Here is a 22,109-nt window from a genome sequence, read left to right on the forward strand (position 1 = left end):
CCCGCGGAGCGGGTACCAGTGCGCTGCGCGCACTGCGAGTGAACCGGCGCGCTTCGCGCGCCGGTTGGCGGCCGGCTTCGCTGGCCGGGTGATCCGCTTCGCGGATCGTGGGCGCCTTCGGCGCTAGCTGGCTTCGCCAGCAACCGGGCGTTGCACGCCCGGTGATGGGGCGGCAGGTCCGCTTCGCTCCCCTGCCTTGGGCCCTCCGGCTTCGCCTGCGGGCCTGGTGCCCGCTGACGCGGGCACGGCTGGCTGGGGTGGGCAGGGTGACGGTGCGCTTGTGACTAACCGTTGGGTGGGGGCTCGTCAGGAGCGCTGGCGCCTGCGGGTGAAGCTGCCGGAGTCCGAGGCGGTGACTGCCGTTGGCTGGGATGGTGGGAACGGCACGTCCGAACGGCGAGAAGGCTGGCCTTCTCCGCCTCGTTGATCGGGAGGTCTCTATGCATCAAAAGAGTCCGGGATAAACTCTACAGTTAGAGCCCACTGCCCCTGCTGGGGCCCCGGGTCCGCGAGAGGTGTGGATCTTATGTCCAGTCAGTACCGGCTTCATCCCCACCAGATCGAGGCGGTGGATGCGGTGGTCCGTGCACTGCAGGCGTCCGCAGAAGAGCCGGTGTCTGAGGGCGGGTTGCGGGCTCAGGTCGTTGCCGCCACGGGGACGGGCAAGAGCTTAATCGCGGTGCACGCCGCGCACGAGCTGCGCGCCGAGCGGGTGCTGGTTCTGGTACCCACTCTCGATCTGCTCGCTCAAATGGCCGCCGTGTGGCGGGAGGGCGGGCGCACCGGCCGGTTGTTCGGGGCGTGTTCGCTGTCTGAGGGTGAGGCGCTGGGGATGCCATGTACCACGGACCCTGCCGAGCTGGTGCGGTGGCTCGGGGGTGGGGGGCGGGTCACGTTGTTTGCCACGTACGCGGCGGTGGGGCTCGGTGTCCTGGAGCGTGCGCATGCGGCGGGGCTGGGTGCGTGGGATCTGGTGGTGGTCGATGAGGCGCACCGCACCTCTGGGGCGCTGGGCAAGCCGTGGGCGGGGGTCCATGACAACGAGCGGCTGCCAGCAGCGCGCCGGTTGTACATGACGGCGACTCCACGGTTGTGGGAGATCGCTGCTGCCCAGGCGGCAGGCTCGTCCGGCGGGGGCTTGGGGGAAGCCGGCCGTGTGGCCGGTGGGCCGGGCCGGGTGGTGGCGTCGATGGATGACGAGGCCGTGTTCGGGCCTGTGGTGTACCGGTTGACGCTGTCGGACGCCATCGAGCGGGGCCTGATCGCGCAGTACCAGGTCGTGTGCGTGGACATCGCCGACCCGCAACTGCAGGCAGCCCAGCTGATCGGCCAGGACGCCCGCACCGACACCGTCCGCGGAGCCCGCCTGGCCGCACTGCAGACCGCCGTGCTCAAGACCGGGGCCGAGCAGAAGCTGCGGCGACTGCTGACTTTTCACTACCGCACAAGCGAAGCGGAAGCCTTCGCCAGCGGCCTGCCAGCCGTGGCCAAAGCCCTGTGGGAGAGCGACCCCGAGGCGTACCCGGAGCCAGGCTCGGTCTGGGCGCAGTGGCTGTACGGGGAGCACAAGCCCTCCTACCGGCGTCAGGTGCTGGGCGAGTTCACCGCCGGTGCCACCGCCGAGGGCGCGGTGATGGAGCGGTGCGTGCTGGCCTCGGTGCGGGTGCTCGGCGAGGGCGTGGACACCAAGAACTGCGATGCGGTGGTCTTCGCGGACGTCCTGGGGTCCACGGTCGACATCGTCCAGGCCGTCGGCCGGGCCCTGCGCATGCAGCCCGGCGAAGGTAAGACCGCCTCCCTGGTCGTACCCGTCTTCCTCAGCCCCGGCGAAGAGCCCGATGACATGCTCTCCTCCCGCTCCTACGAAGGCCTGATCAAGGTCCTCACCGCGCTGCGCGCACACGACACCGAGGCCGTCGAACAGCTGGCCACCCCGCAGGCGGCATCCCGGCGGCCGGCCACTCCGGCTGGGGCGGCGGGTGGAGGGCAGGCCGCGGTGGGAGGGGTCAGTGCGCCGGCGGGCGGCCTGCTGGCGTTCTCCGCGCCCCGGGACCCCGCGCAGTTGGCGGCGTTCATCAGCCTGAGGGTGCTGCAGCCGGAGACCGAGTTCTGGCGGCGCGGCCTGCAGGCCACACTCGCCTACCACGGCGACCACGGCGACCTGCGCGTCCCCTACGGACACCGCACCCCCGACGGCTTCCCCCTCGGCGTGTGGATCACCCGCCAGCGCCAAGCCCACACCCGCGGCCGTCTCGACACCGAACGCATCCAGCAGCTCGACGAGCTCGGCATGATCTGGAACCACGCCGACGTCGCCTTCACCGAAGGCCTGGCCGCCGCCCGCGGCTGGGCCGCCGAACACGGCCACCTCCTCGCCCCCACCGACGCCACCTGGCAGGGCTACCCCATCGGCCAATGGCTGAAGAACCAACGCGCAGCAGCCCGCCGCAGCACCACAGCAGACGGCCGAAAGAGCACGGGGCTGGACCGGGAGCGGCGACAAGCGCTCGAGGACATCGACCCCGCCTGGTGCCCCGCCTGGCCCGTGGTCTGGCAACGCTGCTTCCACCTCGCCCGCACCTACCGCACCGCCGGCGGCGCACTACCCGATCGCGATGGTCAGCTCATCATCCAAGGCGAGGACATCGGCCGCTGGGTCCACGCTCAGCGAGCCCAGTGGAACACCTTCAGCGCTGTCCAGCAATGGCTCCTGACCGAGATCCTCGGCATCACAGCCGCCGCAGAGGAGGAACAGGCACCGGTCCCCGAGATTGCGAAACCGAAACGCACCCGGGCGCAGATCTGGGCTGCCAACCTCGCCGCCGCCTGCCAATACGCCGAACGGGAAGGACACCTCAACGTCCCCCGCACCCACATCGAAACCATCAACGGCACCGACCACACCCTCGGCATCTTCATCGCCAACCAACGCGCCCGACGTGCCAGCCTCGCCCCCGAGCGCGTCACAGAACTCACCGAACTCGGCATGCGCTGGACGTAATCGCGTATGCGGCGAGTCGTAAACGGGCTCGATGCGCCGGCATGGGGCCCTGTGAACTGATTGTCATGGAGTCGCCTGCCTGTGTCAGTGCCTCCTTTTACGCTGTCGCGGGATTGGGGAGGTCAGGGTGGCTACTGTCGACGACGAGGGCGAATTGGAGCGTTTGCTCCGGCTTCCGTCCGATATGTTTCGGTTTACGACTGGAGATGGCGGCCCGCTTTACAGCGCGATCCTGCATGCGTTCGGCGAGGCGAACGAGCGGCTGGTGACTGCTCTGGCCCTGGATGAGGTGCGGGAGCGGCTGCGGGGGGTGGGCTGGTTCGATGCGCTGACCGACGACGATCTGGTGCAGGCTCTGGGTGCACTGCGCAAGTGGCGGCTTCTGGACGCCGTGCAGAATCACGCGGGTAACTACCGGACAGCGGAGGAGTACGAGCGGCGGAACCTGCAGTACTCCCTGACCAGGCATGGGGAAGCAGCGCTCGCCGGGGTCCAGCATGCTCTTGCCGCGCTGGCGTCCGTCGGCGCGCTGCAGACCGCGGTGCTGGATGCGATCGCCGACCGTTTGGACGCCTTGGCCGGACTGCTCGGCAAGCCCGGCTCGTCCGACCGGAAGGTCTTTGTCGCACTCCAAGAGCTGGAGGGGCATCTGGAGGCGCTGCGCGGCAACACCAAGCAGTTCAACGGTGAGCTGCAGCGGCTGCTGAACGCGGACGGGGCCGATGGGTCGGAGCTCGCGGTGTTCCGCGACGTCAAGGCGTCGACGGTCGCGTACCTGGAGGAGTTCCTCAGCCGGCTCGAGCAGCGGGCGCATGCGATCGCTTCGGCCACGGCGCGCGTCGAAGCCCTCGGGGTGGACATGCTGCAGCAGCGGGCGCTTGCGGGTGCGGACCTGCCCCCGCTCGCCAGCGGAGACCCTGCCCCGGCGTGGCTTCAGGCGCGGCGGGCTCGCTGGGAGGGGCTCCGGGCCTGGTTCCTCCCGCTCGATGGTGCCCGGCCCCGTGTCGAGCAGCTGCATGATGTGGCACGGCGGGCGATCGTCGCGCTGCTGCAGGTGCTGGACAGGATCACAGAGGCGCGGCGTCGGTCCTCCAGCGCCGCGGAGGACTTTCGTGAGTTGGCTCGGTGGTTCGCTTTGGCGCCGGGCGAGGAGGACTTGCACCGGTTGTGGGCGACGGCGTTCGGGGTGGGTCCGGCGCGGCATGCGCACCTGGCGCACCCGGATCCGGACGTGGTGTCGGCGTCGTCGAGTTGGGTGGACGCGCCGCCGGTTGAGGTGTCGGCGTTGCTGCGTTCCAGTGGGCGGACGGAGAAGGTCGGCCGTACGGGGCGGGTGCGGGACGTGGCGGCGGTGAGGCAGGCGCGGGCGGCGCGGGCGCGGGCGGCGCGCGCGGAGCTCGAGGCGGCCTGGGCGTTGCTGGAGACGGAGGGGCCGGTGCGTCTGTCGCATTTCGGGATCCTTGATCACCGCGTGTTTGAGCGGCTGCTGGAGTTGCTGGGGCGCGCGTTGGTCGCTCGGCCGGATGCCAGTGGCGTGCGGCGTGCGGTGACTTCTGATGGCCGGGTGGAGGTGCTGCTGCGGCTTCCTGCGGATGGTGCCGTGGCGGTGTTGCGGACCGCGCGGGGTGTGCTGAGGGGTCCGGACTGTGTGGTGGAGATCCGGCCGGCCGGCGCGGTGGGGGCGGTTGTGCGTGAGGAGGAGGCGGGTTGAGCAAGCTGAAGAATCAGCTGGCCGTTGAGGAGCGTGAGGAGATCGGGCAGGCGATCCGTGTCCTGCTGAGGTTCCCGTTCTTGACGGATCAGGTGGATCCTGCTGCGTTCGATCTGGTGCGTCGCCGCCGGGGGCCACTGGTCCAGTGGTTTGATCGTGTGCTGGGTTGGCCGCTGGTCGTGGAGCCCCGGCAGGGATCTGTGCGTTTGTCGAAGATCCGGTCGGATGCGCCTGGAGACCGGCCGGTCCGCCGGCTGCGGTCGGGCCGAGCGCCGTTCGACCGCCGTCGCTATGTGCTGTTCTGCGTCACGTGCGCGGAACTGCTGTCTGCGCCGGTGACCACTGTGGGGATCCTCGCTGACCGGGTCGTCCACGCCATGCTCGCGGACCCTTCACTCGGGGTGTTCGACACGGCTGCGCGTGCGGAGCGCATGGCTTTCGTCGATGTGCTGAAGCTCCTGGAGTCCTACGGGGCGCTGTACGTGCTGGATGGAACGACGGAGTCCTTCGGCGAGTCGGCGTCGGCAAAGGTGCTGTATCGCGTGCAGTCGAGCGTGCTGCTGCGCCTGATGGCGGCTCCGGTGAGTCCGTCGCGTGTGGCCGCGGAGCTCGGCGACCGGACAGCGGTATTCGAGGAACTGCTGGGTGCCGTGGCTGTGGAGCGGCGTTACGGCGGCACGACGCTGGAAGAGGCGTCCGAGACGCAGCGTGGGCTGTGGCTGCGGCACTCGGTGATGCGGCGCTTGTTCGACGATCCGGTGGTCTACCGAGACGAGCTTTCCGAGGCGCAGCTGGGCTACGTCACCTCGATCACGGGGCGGAAGATCATGCGTGAGGCGGCCGAGCTTGCGGGATTGGAGTTGGAGGAGCGGGCGGAGGGGTGGCTGCTGGTGGATCCGGCCGGGATCGCTACCGACGAGCGGTTCCCGGACGACTCCAGTCATGCCAAGGTCGCGGCGTTGCTGCTGCTGGAGACGATCACGGCCGCAGGCGATGCCGGCGTGGGACCGGAGGATCTGAACGCGGCGGCTGAGGGGTTGCTGGAGCGGTTTCCCGACTGGGGCAAGGCGTACCGGTCGGAGGACGGGGCACTGCGCCTGGGGCAGGACGCGGTGCGGGTTTTGGTGTCGTTCGGGCTGGCGCGCAGCGAAGGCGGAGGGGTGGTCGCTCGTCCGGCTGCGGCGCGGTATCGCGTGAAGGCCGCTGAGGCACGGGTTTCCGGGGTGGGGAAGGCGAGGGGCTGAGCATGACGGTGACGGAGCTGTCTGTGGCGCGCGGGATCGAGGTGCCGGCGGACGCTGGGCCGGATCGGTGGGTACCGCACCGGGCCGGGGTGTTGAACGTGTGGCGCTACTACGACGAGGTGTTCACGTTCCATCGTGGGCGGCTGCTGCTGCGAGGGGCGAACGGGTCGGGGAAGTCGAAGGCTCTGGAGCTGCTGCTGCCGTTCCTGTTCGACGCGAGCCTGCGGCCGCGCCGGCTGTCGACGTTCGGCGGCGCGGAACGGACGATGCACTGGAACCTGATGGGTCAGGGCGCGTCGGGAGTTACCCGGGTCGGGTATGTGTGGCTGGAGTTCCGCCGCGGCGCCGATGAGTGGTTTTCCATTGGGGCGCGTCTTCAGGCAACGACACGAACGACGGCGGTGAGCGCTGACTTCTTTACGGTCCGGGCCCGCATGGGTGGACAGGACGGTGTTCGGCTGGTCGGGGACGCGGGCCAGCCGTTGACGCGGGCCGCGCTGGCGGAAGAGCTGTCCGGCAGGGGGGAGGTGTATGCGGCGGCAGCCGACTACCGGGCTGCGCTGCGGCAGACGCTGTTCCCGGGGATGTCCGAGCCGCGGTACGAGGCGTTGATCACTGCGTTGCTGCAGCTGCGCCGGCCGAAGCTGTCCGAGCATCTCGACCCGGAGGTGCTCTCAGCGCTGCTGTCTCGCGCGTTGCCGCCTCTGGATCGGGGAGAGGTCGCGGAACTCGCCGACGGGTTCGAGCGGCTGGACCGGCAGCGGGAAAGTCTGGAGCAGGCCGATGCGCAGGTCGATGCTTCGAAGGTCCTGGCGTCCAGGCAGCAGTCGTATACGCGTCGGGTGCTACGGGCTCGCGCTGCGGCGGTCATCTCCGCGACGACGGACATCGACAACGTCACCCGCAAGGCGCGGGAAGCTGAGGAGCAGCACCAACAGGCCGCCGAGGACAGGGCCGCTGTCGAGGACGCGCTCGAGCAGGCGGAGTCGCTGGCTGACGAGCTGCAGTCTCGCGCCGAAGCGCTGACCGACTCTGAGGAATATCGGCAGGGCAAGGAACTCGACCTTCTGCGCCAACAGGTCCGGGAGGCCCGCCTAAGGTTCGACAAGGCGGGCAGGGAGGCGGCTGCAGCCGGGGAGGAGGCGGCCGAGGAGACGGACCGCGCCGTTGAGGCCGAAGCTCTCGTGGAGGAGCGGCGTGGCCTGGCGAAGGACCGAGAGAACGAGGCGTGGCGTGCGGCGCGCCTGGTGGGGCTGGACACGGCGTGCGCGGAGGCGGCGGCCGCTGTTGGGGCCGGCGATGAGGAGCGGGCCGGGCATCTGATCGGTGGGGCCGTCAGTTCGCGTCGGAACCAGATCGGCCAGGTTCGGGGCGCTCTCGCCCTGCACCGGGAGGCGGTGCAGGGCCGGGCGGCGGCAGAAGAGACGCTGGAGGAGGCTCGCGCGCAGTACGCCGAGGCAGCCGGAGTCCTCGCTCAACGCACCGACGGCTTCCAGCAGGTGGTCGAGGAGCAGGCTCGGCGGTTGCGGACATGGGCTGGGCGGTGCGCTGAGTTGCGGTTCACGCCGCAGGCCGTGGAGGAGTTGGCGGAGGCGGCTGCGGACGAGGTCCGGGTGTTGGCTGTCGTGGACGGTGTCGCCCAGGTCGCCGAGCAGGATCTGGCCGGGGCTGCTGCCGACGCGGAGCATCGCCGCGAGACGCTGACCGGGCAGCTTGCGTCTGTTGCAGAGGAGAAGGCGAAATGGGAGGCGTCTGCGGAGGTCCCTCCGGTGCCGCCGCGCACCCGGAACGCTGACCGGACGGCCCGGCCCGGCGCCCCGCTGTGGCAACTTGTCGCGTTTCGTGGCAAAGTCCTGGCCGACGAGCAGGCCGCCGTGGAGGCCGCGCTGGAGGCGTCCGGGCTTCTGGACGCCTGGGTCATGCCCGAGGATCAGCTCGTCGCTGGGCTGGACACGTTCGCTGACCCCGACTGGCCGGGCAGCACTGCCCCCGCCGGGCGGACCCTGCTGGATGTTCTGGTGCCCGAACCGAAGGCGGTCGTCCCGGCGGATCGCGTCGAGCGGCTGCTGTCCCGCATCGCGTACGGGGACACGCTCCCCGAAGCAGGTGGTGCTGCGATCGGTGCCGACGGGCGGTGGCGTCTGGCGGCTGCGACCGGTGCCTGGTCCAAGCCGGAGTCTGCGCACATCGGCGCTGCAGCGCGCGAACGCGCCCGGCTGGGGCGCATTGCCGATCTCACGGAGCAGATCGCGGTCCTGGAGGCGCAACTGCGCGCATGCGCAGCGGAGCAGCAGGGCATCGAGGAGCGTCGGCATGTGCTGAAGGAGGATCGCCGTACCCGGCCTCCGCACAAGCCGGTCTCGATCGCCCACGATGCGTTGGTCCGCGCTGAGTCCGATGCGGCGGCATACCAGCGCACCGTGCACAGGGCCGCCGCTGTGCTCAGCGACCAGGAACGCAAGGTGACCAGCGCGCTGCGGAAGCTTGACGCGGTGGCGGCTGAGCATGCGCTGCCGACCATGAGTGCGCCGCTGGAGAAACTCGCCGTGTCCCTGGAGAACCTCTCGCAGGTGGCAGGCACCTGGATCAGGGCTGCCGGCCGTGTGGCCGACGCGGTCCGTGCGGCCGGTGAGGCCCGTCGACGCGCCGACAGGGCCCTCATGACGGCGCAGACACGCGCGGAGGACGCACAAGCCGCGGAAGGCCACCTGCGTGGACTGGCGGCGAAGTTGGAGGAGATCGAGGAGACTGCTGACGCCTCGTACCAGGACGTTCTGCGGCGCCTGGAAGACGTCCGCGCCCAGAGGGAGGCGAACTCCGCCCGGCGTAAGAAGCTGGACGGTGTTCGCATCGATCTCGTCGGGAAGCTGGCCGAGCTGAACGGCGAGCTTGTAGCCGCCGCCAAGGCCCGCGAGTCGGCTCTGGCGGTGCGTGAGGAAGCCGTAGAGCAGTTCCGGCGCTGCGGTGTGCTCGGATTCTTCACCGACGCGGGCGCAGGCGACCTGGTCACCACCGTCGGGGCCGGCGTCACTGCGGCCCTGGACGCGGCCAGAAGCGTCGCGGCCCGATGGCCCGTGCTCGCGCACGCGCCGAAGAACATCACCGAGGCCTACTCGGAGCTGTCCAACACCTGGCACCACACCCTGCAGGTCCTCGGAGGCCGGGCCGACGTCAGCCTCGAACCCGATGACGACCTGCACATCCTGACCGCAACCATCGACGGAACGACGCTGGGCGCAGCGGCCCTCCACGCGCTACTCACCGAGGAACGCGACCGCAGCCGTGAGGACATCACCGCCTCTGAACGGGACCTGTTCGACCGGATCCTGACCGGCGACACCCGCCGGCACCTGGCGTCCCGCATCCGTCAGGCCAGGGACCTCGTTGAGGTGATGAACAGCCGCTTGCAGCACGTACGGACAGCATCCGGTGTCGCCGTGCAACTGGTATGGCAGGTACAGGAAGAACTGGCCGCCGGGACGAAGGCCGCGCGCGACCTGCTGCTGAAGGATCCGGTCCGGCTCACGGATGCCGATCACGAAGCGCTGCACCAATTTTTCCGGGCGCGGGTGGAAGAAGCGCGGGAGAAGCAGCAGGCCGGCAGCTGGGAAGACCACCTCGCCGAGGTACTCGACTACACCAGGTGGCATCAGTTCGTGGTACGGCTCGACAGAGCCGATGGGCAGGGCTGGCAGCTGCTGACCAAGCGGCTCCACGGCGCGCTGTCCGGAGGCGAGAAGGCAATCGCTCTGCACCTGCCGCTGTTCGCGACGCTTGCCGCGTACTATCAGGCGGTACCAGAAGCGCCACGGCTGCTTCTGCTGGACGAGGTGTTCGTCGGCGTGGACGCCACCAACCGCGGGCAGGTCTTTGCGCTGCTGTGCTCCCTCGATCTGGACGCGGTCCTCACCAGCGACCACGAATGGTGCACCTACCGGGAGCTGGACGGCATCGCGATCCACCAGATCAGCACAGACGAGGACGACGACGCGGTCACCACGGTCCGCTGGGTGTGGGACGGCTCCGGCCTGCAGCCCGAGGAGGACACGGCATGACCGCGCGGCACACGTTGGACCGGCCTGCGCTCGCGCCGCTGTGGCAGGCGGTCCACGACCGGCTGTCCTCCGGCCGGCCCGTCGCCCGGGTCACCCTTGACGGCCTCGAAGAGGACACCCGCGAGGCCCTCGCCGACCTCCTCGGCCTGGACCGGCTCCCCGGGACCCGGGCCACCGTCAGCCTCGACCGTCTCGACCAGGTCCTCCGTGAGAGCCTGGATGCTGACGTGCGGGCCGTCGTCCAGATGATCCGCGGGCCGCTCGGCAACCGGGCAGCGGCCCGCGAACAGGCCAACGCCGACAGGTCCGCCCTATGGAGGTGGCTCACGACCCACCCCGTGGTCGCCGCGCAGCCCGCGCTCGCCGAATGGGCCGCCGCTGTGAAGGGAAACGGCCTGATCAGCGGCTCCATCACCGTCACCCGAGCCGTCCTTACCCAAGCCCTCACCGTGCTGGCGGCGCTGCCCGCCGACGGGCAGCCGCTGCCCGACTTCGCCGCCAACGTCCTCGGATCGGCCCATGCCCTCGACGACAACACCCGCCTGTCCGGCCTGGTCCTGCGCGCTCTGGCGGTCCTGCACGACACCGCTCCCCCGGCCTCCGCCGCCGACCGGCGCGCCCTGTGGGCGCATGCAGGGATCGCGGACGACGCCCTGTCCAGCACCGTCCTGACCGCCGGACTCCACCCGGGCGGCAACGGGCCGGTCGCCGTGTCCCTGCGGGCCTACAGCACCGCCAGCCACGCCGCACATCTCACCCTGGCCCAGCTACGCGACCCCGGACCAATCACCTGGCACGACCAGCCCGTCCACATCTTCGAGAATCCGAGCATCATCGCGCTCGCCCTCCGCCGATTCGGCGCCCAATGCCCGCCCCTGGTGTGCACCTCCGGCTGGCCGAACAGCGCCGTCACCCTGCTGCTTCGGCAGCTTGCCGCAGCCGGCGCGCCCTTGCGCTACCACGGCGACTTCGACGGCGAAGGCATCCGGATCGCAGCACACGTCATCGCGGCCACCGGCGCCGAACCATGGCACATGTCCACCACGGACTACCGCAACGCCCTACCCGGCCACAACACCACACCACCGCCAGTCGGACGTGTCACCCAGGCGCCCTGGGACCCCCACCTCGCCACAGCTCTCCACCAACACGACGCAGCAGTCCACGAAGAACACACCGCGGCAACACTCATGAACGCGCTGACCCACCACATCCAGAACACGAACAACCCGTAGCGCTTGAGGCCAGCTGGCCGGCTGTGGCTGGTGGGGTAACTGAGTGCCCCCTCTCGGGCCGGACCGGTTCCTGCCGCGGTCCAGAAAGCGGTCAACGCTCCGGGGTTCCGTCTCGCCCAGCAGGCCGCTGCGCGAATGCTAGCGGCCATGCCCCAGCTCGACATCCCCGGGGACGCACAGCAGCCGCAAAGCGGTGATGACGAAGCGCACCGGGACGGTGCCGAACAGACCGAACAGCAGAAGGCATCCGGCCCCGACACCCCGGAAACCGAACCAGGCCGAGGGTGACCTCCGCGCTGCGGTTGGAAAGCGCGAACCTGTACCGGGCCCCGGGAACGTCATGGCTGATTCCCCGGGGCCCGGGTGCCTGGCTGAAGTCAGCTCTCGTTGCCGGTGGTGGCGGGGCGGTCCGGGCGTCGCAGACCGCCTGGCGGACCACGGCGCGCACGGTGGACTCATCGAGAGCTTGGAGGCCGCTGTGAGCGAGCACGGTGAGTCGGCGAGTGCGTCAGCTCCACGACGTGTCCGTTACGGGCCGCGACGTCGATCAGGGCGCGCTGGGACAGGCCGTAATCGAGCGCTGCCGCGGGCGCCGGGCCGGTGTCTCGCATGCGAGACATCTCGGTGCTCGCGGCGACCGCTTGATGGATCGCGGCCAGGGAGCGGGCGACGTCCAGGAGCCGTACGCCTGCGCGCGGCCGGTGCGCAGCCGAGAATGAGCAGCGGGCCGGACAGCGTGATCCTGTCCGGCCCCCGCTGTCGTCGGTCAGCCGAAGTCGAGCGTCTCCTGCGCGCGGCTGATGCCGAACTCCGCTTCGCAGAACGAGGCCCAGTCATTGTGGCTGGTGGGAGCCAGACGCGGGCGGCCTGCTGTTGCGGACCCGGACAGCAAGCACCGCCACAGAGCGCCGGACTTCGTCCATCACCACGTCGCATCTGCTGCGCGAGCGCGGCCAGATCGCCCGCGTGCTAACCCTCGGGATCGCGTTCGCTGGCGGCAGCAGCGTGAACCGTTCCAGGACGCTGCGCGAGCCCAGTGCTTATACCGACGATCAGCGCCTGGCCGCGGCGGAGTTGTTCGAGCGCATGGAGCCTACAGCGGGACCGCATGCACGACATCTCGGTCCGAGCCGAGAACTGAGCGGCGTCGAAGGGGCCTCGGTGCAGCTGAGCCTCGACCCGGCACGTGAGGCTGGCCACCGCCTGGATCCCGTCGTCGATGCCGTTATAGCCCGGTTCGGCCCTGGCGCTGTCACCTGGGCGCCGCTCGTCCACCGCCGTCACAGCGCCTGACCCGACCGCAGCGACGACGACCTACCCACCGATCCAGACGAGCTCCAGGTCATCCAGAGCCACCTGATCCGCCTGCTCGCCCGGATCCGCGAGCAGCGCGACACACCCGCCCCGGTTGCACCCGACCCTGCCCGCCGACCGCGCCTGGCTGCGGATCATCGAGGCCCACACCGTGGAGCAGCTGGAAGTCCGCGAGCGGCGACGGTCAAAGGACGGTGCCGTGGAGGACGCGGCGATCTGCTGGACATGGCGTAGCGGCGGGCGGCGAGGCCGTGCTCGAGGGGCTCGCCGCCGGGTGCCGGCTCTCGCTGGGAACAAGCGGCTCTGTGTCCCAGCCCTGGCAGGATCAGCCCAAGGCGATGTGGCTTGTGAACACAGTTGAGGGGCTGTGGTGTCAGTGGGGGCTCGCACAATGGGTGCATGAATCGACGTGAGCGCACCCTGCTTGCACAGATCGAGCAGGACGTGCTCGACGACACCAAGCCGCTGGCCGGAGCCCTGCGCAAGTGCGTGGTGCTCGGAGGCCATGCCGGCTCCGCGGCGCTGCGCGAATGGGCCCAGCGCGAACTGCGCGGCTACGGCGGCGTGGACCTGGCGGACGTACCGTCGTACCGCGTTGTTGTGGCACCCTTGAAGGTTGACGCGGCGGTGATGAACGGCTTTGTGACCGGCCAGCAGATCAGCCCTGGGCAGCTGCCTGACTTCGCTCGTGACGTGATCAGCAACACGCTCCCTCTTCGCATGGGAATCGGCGAGCTCGAGGCGGCCGCGCGTCGGGTCAGTGAGTCGGACAACGTCTTGAAACTCATGCCGGAGCAGGCCCCTGACCTGGTGCGCTTCATGAACCACGCGATAGACAACCCCCGTCAGCACATCACCGAGCTGTACTGGGCCGTGGCGGCACCTGCCCTGGTGGGCGTCCTTGATCAAGTCCGGACCGCTCTGGCCGACCTTGTAGGTGAGCTGCGCGCCACCATGTCCTCGGACGACGACAACCTGCCTACCCCCGAGCAGATCGGCCAGGCGCTGAACGTCGCCGTCCATGGGGACCGATCCCGTGTAGTGGTGACAACCGCCCAGGCATCCGGGGAGAGCAGCGCCAGTGTCGCGCCAGCTGCCGATGAGGAGCCGGGGCTGCTCGGCACGACCGGCCGCCGCATCGGGGCCGTCGTAGTGGGCCTAGCGACGGTGATCGGCACCGGTGCCGCCCTGTGGCCGCTGCTCAAGTAGATCTCTCACCGGGCCACGTGGTCACCTCATGACAGCAGGACCAAACAACCTCTGGCCTCGCGACCAGGCACGCACTACCCCAGCCCTGCACCCACCCAACGCCACCAGCACGCCCGCTCACACCGCCTGTCCTAGACCGTTGGGTCGGCAAGAGACCCTGGCGGCTGTCTAGCATGTGGCCATGCGCGACGACGCACCTCACGAGACGCACCGGGTCCACCTGAGCCGGACCTTCGACGGGGACGCGGAGCTGTACGACCTGGCCAGGCCCGGGTACCCGCCGGAGCTGTTCGACGCCCTTGAAGCACTGGCCGGCACCTGCCCCGGCTGTCATGTTCTGGAAGTGGGGGCAGGCACCGGCAAGGCAGCCTCAGATCCCCACACCACTCGCATTGAAGTGCCGGGGTGTGTCAGCCGAAATCAATGCCCTCAAGCAGAGGTGCTGCCTGGCCTCGTAGAGCGCGCTGGTCTGCCATGTGCTGAGCGCGGCGCCTGTCTGCGGCTTTCTGTGCAGGGCTCGGAGACCCGCCGTGATGCGAGCACGGGCCCCCGCCAGTCGCGATCGTGCACGTTTTCCCGGATGCGGTCGGCTGCCCGCACTGCACGGCAGGGTCGTGGACGTGGCAGAGTCCGGACGGCCGGGCATCGATGGGGCAGGGCGTGCCCTTGCGGGTGGTGGCGGTGCACTTCATGGTCGGCATCGTATGGCGCTGGTCAGGGCTTGCGGTTGCGTTCATACTCGGCTTTCGCGGTGTACCAGGCTTCCTTGTACCGTTGGCGGGCTTCGAGTGACCAGGCACGTTCAGCGTTGCTGAGGTGGGACCAGCAGGCGACCGGATCATCGAAAGGGACGTAGCCAACGGGCCATTCGGCCGCCTGGCGCTGACAGGGAGAGCCGTCAGTGGTCCGCAGCCGGGTACAGGTTGTTTTGCAGCTGCCGAAAGGCGGGAATGCGCCGATGAGGTTGAACGGCTTCGGGGCGTCGTGGCTCACGGCCGGATCGTAGCGCTGGAACCGTTCATCACCTTCGGTCAGGGTCACCGATAAGGGCGAGCATCGCGAGTGCGTTCGACCCCGCAGCACTGCCCAATGTCAGCGGAGCTTGTAGTCGTCGTGAAGGGCTACGCGGCCGAGTTCGAGCACCTGGTCTGTGCGTACCCACCACATCAGGCGTGGAGCGGCAGGGGTGTTCTTCTTGATGCTGCACCGCATCGCCACGGCGTGGTCTGCCCTGCGGCGGCAGGGCGCCCCGCCGGCGGCGTGTGTTCGCAGGGTGTGGGCATCCCGGGAGGGCTTGTGGGCGGCCCGGCGGGCGACGACGTCGACCGTGGCTTCGAGGATGTCGCGCCTGTCGACGTGGTCCACCGCGTCGAGGGATGTCAGCCAGTCAGGGCCGAGCACATAGTGCGCCAAGGGTTGGGCTGCCCGTTCGCTGTCCGGGGTGGTCCACAGCCAGATCTGGGTCACCTCGTAACGGAACTGCTCCTCGGGGTCGGCGTGGCAGTGCGGCGGCAGAACGGGGTGGCTGGCAGTGCCTGCGCTCACTTGGAGGTCTTTGAGCTGCTTGATCAGGCTTCGCCGCTCCCGCCGCAGTTCGGTGATGGTCTGGCTGCCCTGACGCAGCGAATGCTGCAGGCGGGAAATCTCGGCAGCAAGACGGTCTTTCTCGATGTCGGCGCTGGCCTGGGTGATGTCGGCAGTACGACTGGGTTGGCTCTCCGGCAGCGGCGGGATCGTGCTGGCGGCGGGTCCTATGGCGTGGATGCGGCGCATGATCTCCTGCACGGCGTCTTGGGGCTGGGCGGAGTCGACAAGGACGGTGGGGTGGCGGTGGTGAGGGTCGTCGCGCAGGGCGTTCGGGACGAAGATGCGTACGGCGCCGCCGTAGGTGTCCAGGTGGTCCGGCAGCCTTTTGGTCATGGCTTGGCCGGCGGCACGGTCGGCAAGGACCGTCACGGTGGCCTGACCTGCGAGGGCTGCAGCCAGATGAGCGGCATCAAGCAGCGGCCGGCAGTTGTGGCGAGCAAGGGAGATCAAGACCAGCGGGGTAGGGCGGGAGTCGTCAAAGATCCGCTCCACCCACGCCGGCGCGGAGACCGCGTCGATGCAGTGCGCGTCTGCCGTCAGCGGCCCTGGGACAGGGGTCTGGGGAAAGCCGAGGACTGGCCCGGTTCGATAGGGGCTAGTGGTGGGACGGGCAGAGGACGGGGACGGGATCTGCCGGAAAGTGGTCTTCATCGTCATAACAGCTCCACACCATGGAGGACAGAGAGTCGTTGACGTGTGCAGGGAGGCTGCTCACTCGTGGAGGACGGCCGGGCGTTCGGACGCGCACAGGCCGTGCCAGTTGGTGTTCAGCAGGCGGGGGGATTCCAGGGATAGAACGGCTCTGCACCAGCCGGGGCGATTTCGGCAACCGCGTTCCGCAGGGTGGCGTAAGCCGTGCAGAAATCCGCCACCGGGCAGTCGTGCTCAAGGAGGACGGGCCCGTTCGCAGCCACGAAGGCAGCCAGCGCATCAGCGTGGTCGATGTGGAAGCGGCCGGAGAACTCGCCGCGGACATAGCGCGCGGCAGCGGCTGCGACCCGGTCGCCACGGGCTGGTACGAGGTGGCCGAGCCGGCCCAGCTCCCGGAGCAGAAGCTGCTGACCGGCACCGGCCAGGAACGAGCCGGTGAACTCATCAACCATGGCCTGCACGCGCTGGCGGCGTTCGAGCACGGTGATCCATGCGGCGGGATCCGGCAGGCGCCAGTGGCGCAACCCGGCCATGTCTTCCCAGGTGGGGTTGTAGGAGCGGATCCGGCGGACCTGCTCGAGGGTCATCTTCTCCGGGGCAAAGGGGCCCTTCGCCGCGCGGTCGGAGGTACCGATCTGGCGTACCCAGGCTGCGGTGATGCCTTCGGCCACGAGGAATGACGCCTGTTCCAGGTACCACTGCCACGGACGGAGAGGATTAGTCACGCCGGGCAGTTGCAGGGGCAAGAACTTCCACTTGTACATCATGAACACGTCGTCAGGGCGGATGCCCGCGGCGGCGAATGCGTAGATCGCCTCTGCAGCCTCTGGCTCCGTCAGGCCAGTTTGAGCGAGCAAGATCTTGGCAATCCAGCCGGTCCCCTTTTCGGCGTCCCATTCCTGGAGGTCCACCTGGTGGTCCAGGCCTCGCCGGACGATCCGCAGGGGCAGCTCACCAGTGGCTCCGAAGCCCAGCCCCTTGGAGCCTTGCCGGAAGGGCATAGCGTGCAGGAGGTGTTCCCACTCGCGGGCCGGGATGCCGTCCTTGTGGGCACGTTCCAGCAACGGAAGCGGGATCGGCTTGCTTTTCCAGGCGAGCACGTCCGCCGCCACATGGCTGATGCCGATGGCCACGTACCGGCGCCAGAGGTCGTGACTGATGCCGCTGCGCAGCAGCTGCAATGCGTCCTGCCGTGAGACGCCGTCCGTCAGGTATGCCGCAAGTTCCTCGGCCGCGACGAAGCTCCGGTCGGCGAGCAGGTCCGTAGGGATCGGGTCCGCGCCGATGGCGTGAGCCAGTTGGCTCCCGCCCAGCCCGTCATAGATCATCTTGCTCTGGATCTGCTTGGGGAGCTCTTTGGGCCGCATGCCACTGCGCGCCGCTTTGACGATCACCTCACCGAGGTTCGCAAGGTCAACGCTTCGGCCGGTTCGACGGCTCGCGTCGCGGACCGCACCGGCGATGGCGGCCCAGTTGCCGGCCCAGGCGTGGACGTCGGCCCCTGACTCCTCCAGCGCGGCTGCCGTGTCTGCGCCCAGCAGACACCAGTCGATGACTTCCTGCACCGTCATTTGCCGCCGCGGAAGAGGTTGAATCGCGTGGGACTGGAAGGTCTCGTCGAGCACAGGCGTCGGCGTTTCGCTGTCCAGGCCGGCACGGGTTGCCTCAGTGAGGGCTTGCCAGTCCTCGATCCTGGTGATTCCCCGCTCCACCAGTTCATGGGCGGTGGCCACGCTGATCCGGCCGGGCTCCGTCCGGAAGTCCTCGGGGTCCAAGGCCTGCAGCACCTGCGCCGAGGGGTAGGCCGGTGCGTCATCGGCCTGTGGTGCCGGGACCAGGTGGGCTACGACCGTGGTGTACCGGCGGATCGCCACCGGGCTGCCGGTGCGCTGGACGAAGTCCAGGTGCTCGGCCAAGTTTTCGCGCACGTCGGCGGTGCTCACAGTCTTCGGCACCGCCCGTACAGGGGCGTTTTCCATGCCTCGACCCTACGGCCGGACCTCGTTTGGCATCGTGTACAACTTTGGAGACCCGGCGGCTGCCCGAAGGCCGCGGTGAGTGGCCCTCATGCCCGCCACGCTGGGAAAACGCTCCACGAGCTCATCACGAATTTCCTTATTCCACAATGCGGTTGCTCACGGCCATGGATGCAGCGGTCGGTATCCGCCAGTTCTCGCCGCCGAGGGTGACGCTGCGGCAGACACCTCCCCCTGGACCCCCAGGGCCCCGCCATGCGCACCGCGCTCGCCTTCCAGATTGCGCTCGCGCTGTGTCTTCCCGGGCGCACCGCCGCGGTGGCCTCCTACGGCACTCGCCTCGAGCACCACCTGCACCGCCCGCAAGGCTGAGGGGTGATGGCGCCTGACCGTTCCACCGGCCGTGCTCGTACGGCAGGGCCGCAAGGTGTCGGCGGACGGTGAAATGATGGTGTATTTCCTGGGCGGGGATGGGTGGGGCCGTGGCCATCGAGTGGGACCTGATCGGGCAGCCGGTGTTCGACCGGGTGGTGGAGGCGCTGGTGCACCGCCTGTACGACCAGACCGCGCGGGTGCGGGCGGTCAACGGGCGCGGCGGGGACGGCGGGATCGACATCGAGGTCGTCAGTGGCGGGCGGCTGCGGATCTTCCAGCTGAAGTACTACCCCGACGGGTTCCCCGCGTCGTCGTTCAAGGGGCGGCAGACCTCGATCAAGCGGTCTTTCGCCCGGGCGATGGCGCACACCCCGTACGAGTGGGTGTTGGTGGTGCCGTGCACCTTGGGCCCGGGCGAGCAGGCGTTCGTGGATGGCCTGGCGGCCGGGCGCAGCGTGCGGGTCAGGGTGATGGACCGGGCCGAGCTCGACGACCGGCTGGCGGCGCACCCGGACCTGGTGGACTTCTTCACCCGGGATCAGCTGATGGAGGCCGCGAAGGTCTATGGCCAGGAGAAGGCGGTGCTGCTGGGCGGGGAGCGGGACCTTGCCGAGCGGGTCGCCGCGCTGGGCGCGGTGGTCGACGGCCTGGACGATCACTGGACGCTGGATTTCTCCCGCGTCGAGGGCATGGTGGTGCGCACGTTGCGGGCCAAGCATCCGCGTGCCCACGAGGTCAGCCCCGTCACAGTGGAAGTCAGAAGCAGGCCGGACGAGATGGACGCGGACCTGACCGCCGCGCTGTCCAGGGCGCTCGGCTTCGGGCTCGCCGAGGAGGTCGTGCTTCCGGCCTCGGCCGTCGCGTCATTGACCGTCAGCGGGCCGCAGTGGCTGGCCAAGACCCTGACCGACGTGGAGGTGGTCTGGCAGCCCGCCGGGCCGCTGCCCGGGGCCGGTGCCTCGGCGGAGCTGGCCTTCTACGACGAGCGCGGTGCCACCGCCGCGTCGTTCACAGGGCGGCTGAACGGCCTGGGGCGCGGCAGCATGGGCCGCTCGGTCGACGTCGAGCTGCACGGCAGCCGCCTGCAGATGCTGCTCCCCCACGACCAGGACCGCCCTGCCAAGCTGAACTTCTCCTCCGACCTGGCCGGGGCCACCCCCGTCCAGGCGCTCAAGCGGCTGGGCCTGCGGCACAGGCTGACGTCCGGCGGCACCTTCGCCCTGACCGTCGACGGCAAGGACGCCGGCGGCGGCCAGCTCGCGGCCGCGAGCACCGGCGAGCACGACGAACTGGAGCAGCTACGGCTGTATGCGCAGGACCTGGAGGTCCTGCAGCGGCACTGCGAACAGGAGTTCCCGCTGTCCGACGACATCTCCGCCGCCGAGCGGATCGCACTGCGCGTGGCACGGCTGGTCGTCGAGGGGCACTGCGTCATCTCCCCGTTCGCCCGCGCCCTGACCGTCACACTCAACGGCGACGACCACCCGGCGCTGCGGGCGGCCCTGAGCGGCGAACCCCAGTCGGTGCGCGTCCTGGACCCGCAGTTCACGCTGACCCTCGCCGGGCGCACCCTGTCGCTCGGCGAGGTGATGGCCTTCCACACCCAGGTCGTCGCCGAAGACGGTCCCGCTGCTCTGGCCGCCCTGGACGCGGGCCAGGCCGAAGGCCAGCGCGTGGCGCTGCGCCCCATCGACGGTCAGCGCTACCGGCTGTGTCTCCGAAACGTCGACCCGCACCGGCCGTTGGTGCCTGTCCCACTCGGGCTACCCGGATACCCCGAGCCCCACTGAACTGCAGGCGCGAAGAGCCGAGCCCCGGGGGTGATCACGTCCCGGGCGGCGGCCGGTGGGCTAGGCCCTCTGCGTGTGGTGCTGCTGGCCTGCCGCGGCACGCCGGGCGGGCCGCTCGGCCGGGCGCGGGCGGCGTGTTCTCCAGCCGGGCGCACCCGCAGGGCGGCGCGGCCTGAGATCCCTCAGCCGGTCCCCCATCGGTGCGCTGCGGCACCTCGCCATTCCACCCAGCCCGGGTCGTCAACCACCAGGCCCGGCTCTGGCAGGCCGGCAGACCGCAGGATCAGCAGCAGGTCGTAGTCGGAGAACGCAGTGCCGACGTAGTCGTCCTCCATCCGGCCCTCGCGGTGCATCGTCACCAGTCGGCCACCGCTCGGCGACAGGCCGTGCACCACAAACCGTGCGGTTTCCATGGCTTCCAGCGTGCCGCACAACTATGTGCAGTGCTCGCTCAGCGAGCAGCTGGCGCCTGCCGCATAGTGGTGGCGCCCGCTGTTGGAGTGGAGGTCAGCGCCGCAGTGCCGCGCCTTCAGGCGGCGGGGCTGCATCGGCTTCAGAGTTGAGATGCGCACTTTGTAACCGTCACGTCCAGTGCGCACCGGCGGGGCCCCATCTCCCCCCTTGGGGCCCCGCCCAACTACTTCAGGAGTGGTCGCCGGGCGCACGGTTGAGCAGTTGCCGGAAGAAGTCGGCGACCACCGGGCGTGCGCGGTCGCGCAGTTCGTCGTGGCCGAACCGGAACACCTCGTAGCCCCGGAACTTCAGGTCGCGGTCGCCGGCCATGGTCGCGGCGTACTTCCCGTTGTCCGGTACGGCTCCGCCGTACCGGGTGAAGTGCTGGCTGCCGTCGACTTCCAGTACCACGCGTCTGCGGCCCGGCAGCAGCATGACGACCTGGAAGCCATCCTGCGGCAGGCGCGGGGCCGCTTCTGGGAGCGCGAGACCGCAGAACGCGAATGGGCCCGCAGCCATGTCCGGAACAGTTACGACACCGGCGCCGAGCAGGACTGGGCCGAACTCCTCGGTGGCGTGGAGCCGCAAGTTTCCCTCGAGGAGGGCGGCCTGCTGGAAGCGGCGGGCATCGCGTCCTACATCGCCGTCGAACCGCTCCGGCCCGCCGCCGCTCGACGCCAGCCCTGACAGGTGCAGCTGATGCACTCCACCCCGTCACACGCGTCAGGCGCAAGACGTGCACAAGGTCTAACCTTCGTAGTCACCGTGATCTTCAGACGGAGGCACGTCGATTGCCATCAAAGTTTCCTCTCGCTGGGGATGCGCCCATGGCAATCGAATTAGCGGGCTGTCTTCCGAGTGCATGAGGTCTGTGAAGTGATCAACGAGGTTGCCGATGGCGATCGGGTCACGGATGACGGCGCCGACTTCCAGGTTGTCGCTGTAGGCCCTGTCGGTGAGGTTGGCGCTGCCGAGCAGAGCTGTGTCCCGGTCAGCGACGATGACCTTGGCATGCATGCTGCCACGTTGACGTCCGGAGCCGCGCCTCTTGGCGTTTTCCCATTGCCACAGATGCACATCTGGGTGAAACCGCAGTGCGCGGAATGCGGTACGTCCGTCGGTGTCTCCGCTCAGCGTGCCTCCGGCAGAGCGAGCGGTCTCCAGAACCAGATCAACGTTGACGCCGCGGTCCGCAGCCTTTCTGATCTCGCCGACGATCTCCTGGATGCCGAATGCGGTGTAACTGGTGACCAGGAGCGTGCGAGTGGCGATTCGGATGACCTCGATCGCCACAGATGCGGTGAATCTGAGCGGCACTGTGCCACTCACCGGGCCCGAGACGACGATGTCGGCACGGTGGAGAGCTAGGTCTTGCTCGTAGCGACTGCTGGCGGCTTCCAGGGCGAGAGCTAGTGTCGGCAGCGGCCTAATGTGAGGCCAGTCTGAGCGGCTCAATCGTGGGCCATCGTGCGTTCTCGTTTGTCGTGTCAGTTGGTGTCGTTGCCGGT

General features: G+C 69.3%; 16 protein-coding genes. 10 read left to right on the forward strand and 6 right to left on the reverse strand.

The genetic code is table 11. The features are described from left to right. Nucleotides 1-526 precede the first annotated feature (526 nt). The 8 genes from ACFZAU_RS41095 (at nt 527) to ACFZAU_RS41130 (ending at nt 13,769) form a co-directional block, all read left to right on the forward strand. Entirely contained in the window at nt 527-3,001 is a 2,475-nt protein-coding gene (locus tag ACFZAU_RS41095) for a helicase associated domain-containing protein (RefSeq protein ID WP_500556487.1), read from the forward strand. A gap of 127 nt (nt 3,002-3,128) precedes the next feature. Beyond that, on the forward strand, nt 3,129-4,712 hold the full coding sequence (locus tag ACFZAU_RS41100; protein ID WP_500556488.1) for a TIGR02677 family protein: 1,584 nt from the start codon (nt 3,129-3,131) through the stop codon (nt 4,710-4,712). Beyond that, the gene (locus tag ACFZAU_RS41105; protein ID WP_500556489.1) at nt 4,709-5,956 is read left to right on the forward strand and encodes a TIGR02678 family protein; all 1,248 of its coding nucleotides are present in this window, start codon (nt 4,709-4,711) and stop codon (nt 5,954-5,956) included. The genes ACFZAU_RS41100 and ACFZAU_RS41105 overlap by 4 nt, the downstream gene beginning before the upstream one ends. A gap of 2 nt (nt 5,957-5,958) precedes the next feature. Further along, on the forward strand, nt 5,959-10,011 hold the full coding sequence (locus ACFZAU_RS41110) for a TIGR02680 family protein (protein ID WP_500556490.1): 4,053 nt from the start codon (nt 5,959-5,961) through the stop codon (nt 10,009-10,011). Further along, on the forward strand, nt 10,008-11,246 hold the full coding sequence (locus ACFZAU_RS41115; RefSeq protein WP_500556491.1) for a TIGR02679 family protein: 1,239 nt from the start codon (nt 10,008-10,010) through the stop codon (nt 11,244-11,246). Before ACFZAU_RS41110 ends, ACFZAU_RS41115 begins: the two co-directional genes overlap by 4 nt. 147 nt (nt 11,247-11,393) lie before the next feature. Beyond that, entirely contained in the window at nt 11,394-11,534 is a 141-nt protein-coding gene (locus tag ACFZAU_RS41120; protein WP_500556492.1) for a hypothetical protein, read from the forward strand. A gap of 585 nt (nt 11,535-12,119) precedes the next feature. Continuing rightward, entirely contained in the window at nt 12,120-12,539 is a 420-nt protein-coding gene (locus ACFZAU_RS41125) for a DinB/UmuC family translesion DNA polymerase (protein ID WP_500556493.1), read from the forward strand. A gap of 420 nt (nt 12,540-12,959) precedes the next feature. Beyond that, the gene (locus tag ACFZAU_RS41130) at nt 12,960-13,769 is read left to right on the forward strand and encodes an AbiTii domain-containing protein (RefSeq protein WP_500556494.1); all 810 of its coding nucleotides are present in this window, start codon (nt 12,960-12,962) and stop codon (nt 13,767-13,769) included. Between the two features lie 714 nt (nt 13,770-14,483). Here ACFZAU_RS41130 and ACFZAU_RS41135 read toward each other — a convergent pair. The 3 genes from ACFZAU_RS41135 to ACFZAU_RS41145 form a co-directional block, all read right to left on the reverse strand. Beyond that, nucleotides 14,484-14,810 (reverse strand): hypothetical protein, encoded by a 327-nt coding sequence (locus tag ACFZAU_RS41135; RefSeq protein WP_500556495.1) that lies wholly within the window; start codon nt 14,808-14,810, stop codon nt 14,484-14,486. A gap of 51 nt (nt 14,811-14,861) precedes the next feature. Then, nucleotides 14,862-16,013, reverse strand: coding sequence for a hypothetical protein (locus ACFZAU_RS41140; protein ID WP_500556496.1), 1,152 nt, complete (start codon nt 16,011-16,013; stop codon nt 14,862-14,864). Between the two features lie 110 nt (nt 16,014-16,123). Further along, a complete protein-coding gene (locus ACFZAU_RS41145; protein WP_500556497.1) occupies nt 16,124-17,986 on the reverse strand; it encodes a hypothetical protein in 1,863 nt (620 codons plus the stop codon). A gap of 479 nt (nt 17,987-18,465) precedes the next feature. Between ACFZAU_RS41145 and ACFZAU_RS41150 the strand changes: the two genes are divergently transcribed. Next, a complete protein-coding gene (locus tag ACFZAU_RS41150; protein WP_500556498.1) occupies nt 18,466-20,148 on the forward strand; it encodes a hypothetical protein in 1,683 nt (560 codons plus the stop codon). Between the two features lie 182 nt (nt 20,149-20,330). Here ACFZAU_RS41150 and ACFZAU_RS41155 read toward each other — a convergent pair whose 3' ends face one another. Beyond that, the gene (locus tag ACFZAU_RS41155) at nt 20,331-20,561 is read right to left on the reverse strand and encodes a hypothetical protein (protein ID WP_500556499.1); all 231 of its coding nucleotides are present in this window, start codon (nt 20,559-20,561) and stop codon (nt 20,331-20,333) included. A 229-nt stretch (nt 20,562-20,790) separates the two neighbouring features. Continuing rightward, nucleotides 20,791-20,931, reverse strand: a complete 141-nt coding sequence (locus ACFZAU_RS41160; protein ID WP_500556500.1) for a hypothetical protein — start codon at nt 20,929-20,931, stop codon at nt 20,791-20,793. Nucleotides 20,932-20,982: 51 nt separating this feature from the next. Here ACFZAU_RS41160 and ACFZAU_RS41165 point away from each other — a divergent pair, with 51 nt between their 5' ends. After that, on the forward strand, nt 20,983-21,288 hold the full coding sequence (locus tag ACFZAU_RS41165) for a hypothetical protein (protein WP_500556501.1): 306 nt from the start codon (nt 20,983-20,985) through the stop codon (nt 21,286-21,288). A gap of 60 nt (nt 21,289-21,348) precedes the next feature. Here ACFZAU_RS41165 and drmC read toward each other — a convergent pair whose 3' ends face one another. Continuing rightward, a complete protein-coding gene (gene drmC, locus ACFZAU_RS41170; RefSeq protein ID WP_500556502.1) occupies nt 21,349-22,056 on the reverse strand; it encodes a DISARM system phospholipase D-like protein DrmC in 708 nt (235 codons plus the stop codon). Nucleotides 22,057-22,109: the final 53 nt, after the last annotated feature.

The organism is Streptomyces sp. NPDC008238 (assembly GCF_042956445.1).
GTDB lineage: Bacteria > Actinomycetota > Actinomycetes > Streptomycetales > Streptomycetaceae > Actinacidiphila.

Excerpts from the sequence above, each read along its gene's own strand:
- ACFZAU_RS41095 (WP_500556487.1), top strand. The coding sequence starts at position 527 with ATGTCCAGTCAGTACCGGCTTCATCCCCACCAGATCGAGGCGGTGGAT.
- ACFZAU_RS41110 (WP_500556490.1), top strand. The coding sequence starts at position 5,959 with ATGACGGTGACGGAGCTGTCTGTGGCGCGCGGGATCGAGGTGCCGGCG.
- ACFZAU_RS41115 (WP_500556491.1), top strand. The coding sequence starts at position 10,008 with ATGACCGCGCGGCACACGTTGGACCGGCCTGCGCTCGCGCCGCTGTGG.
- ACFZAU_RS41120 (WP_500556492.1), top strand. The coding sequence starts at position 11,394 with ATGCCCCAGCTCGACATCCCCGGGGACGCACAGCAGCCGCAAAGCGGT.
- ACFZAU_RS41130 (WP_500556494.1), top strand. The coding sequence starts at position 12,960 with ATGAATCGACGTGAGCGCACCCTGCTTGCACAGATCGAGCAGGACGTG.
- ACFZAU_RS41140 (WP_500556496.1), bottom strand. The coding sequence starts at position 16,013 with ATGACGATGAAGACCACTTTCCGGCAGATCCCGTCCCCGTCCTCTGCC.
- ACFZAU_RS41145 (WP_500556497.1), bottom strand. The coding sequence starts at position 17,986 with ATGGAAAACGCCCCTGTACGGGCGGTGCCGAAGACTGTGAGCACCGCC.
- ACFZAU_RS41155 (WP_500556499.1), bottom strand. The coding sequence starts at position 20,561 with ATGGAAACCGCACGGTTTGTGGTGCACGGCCTGTCGCCGAGCGGTGGC.
- ACFZAU_RS41160 (WP_500556500.1), bottom strand. The coding sequence starts at position 20,931 with ATGGCCGGCGACCGCGACCTGAAGTTCCGGGGCTACGAGGTGTTCCGG.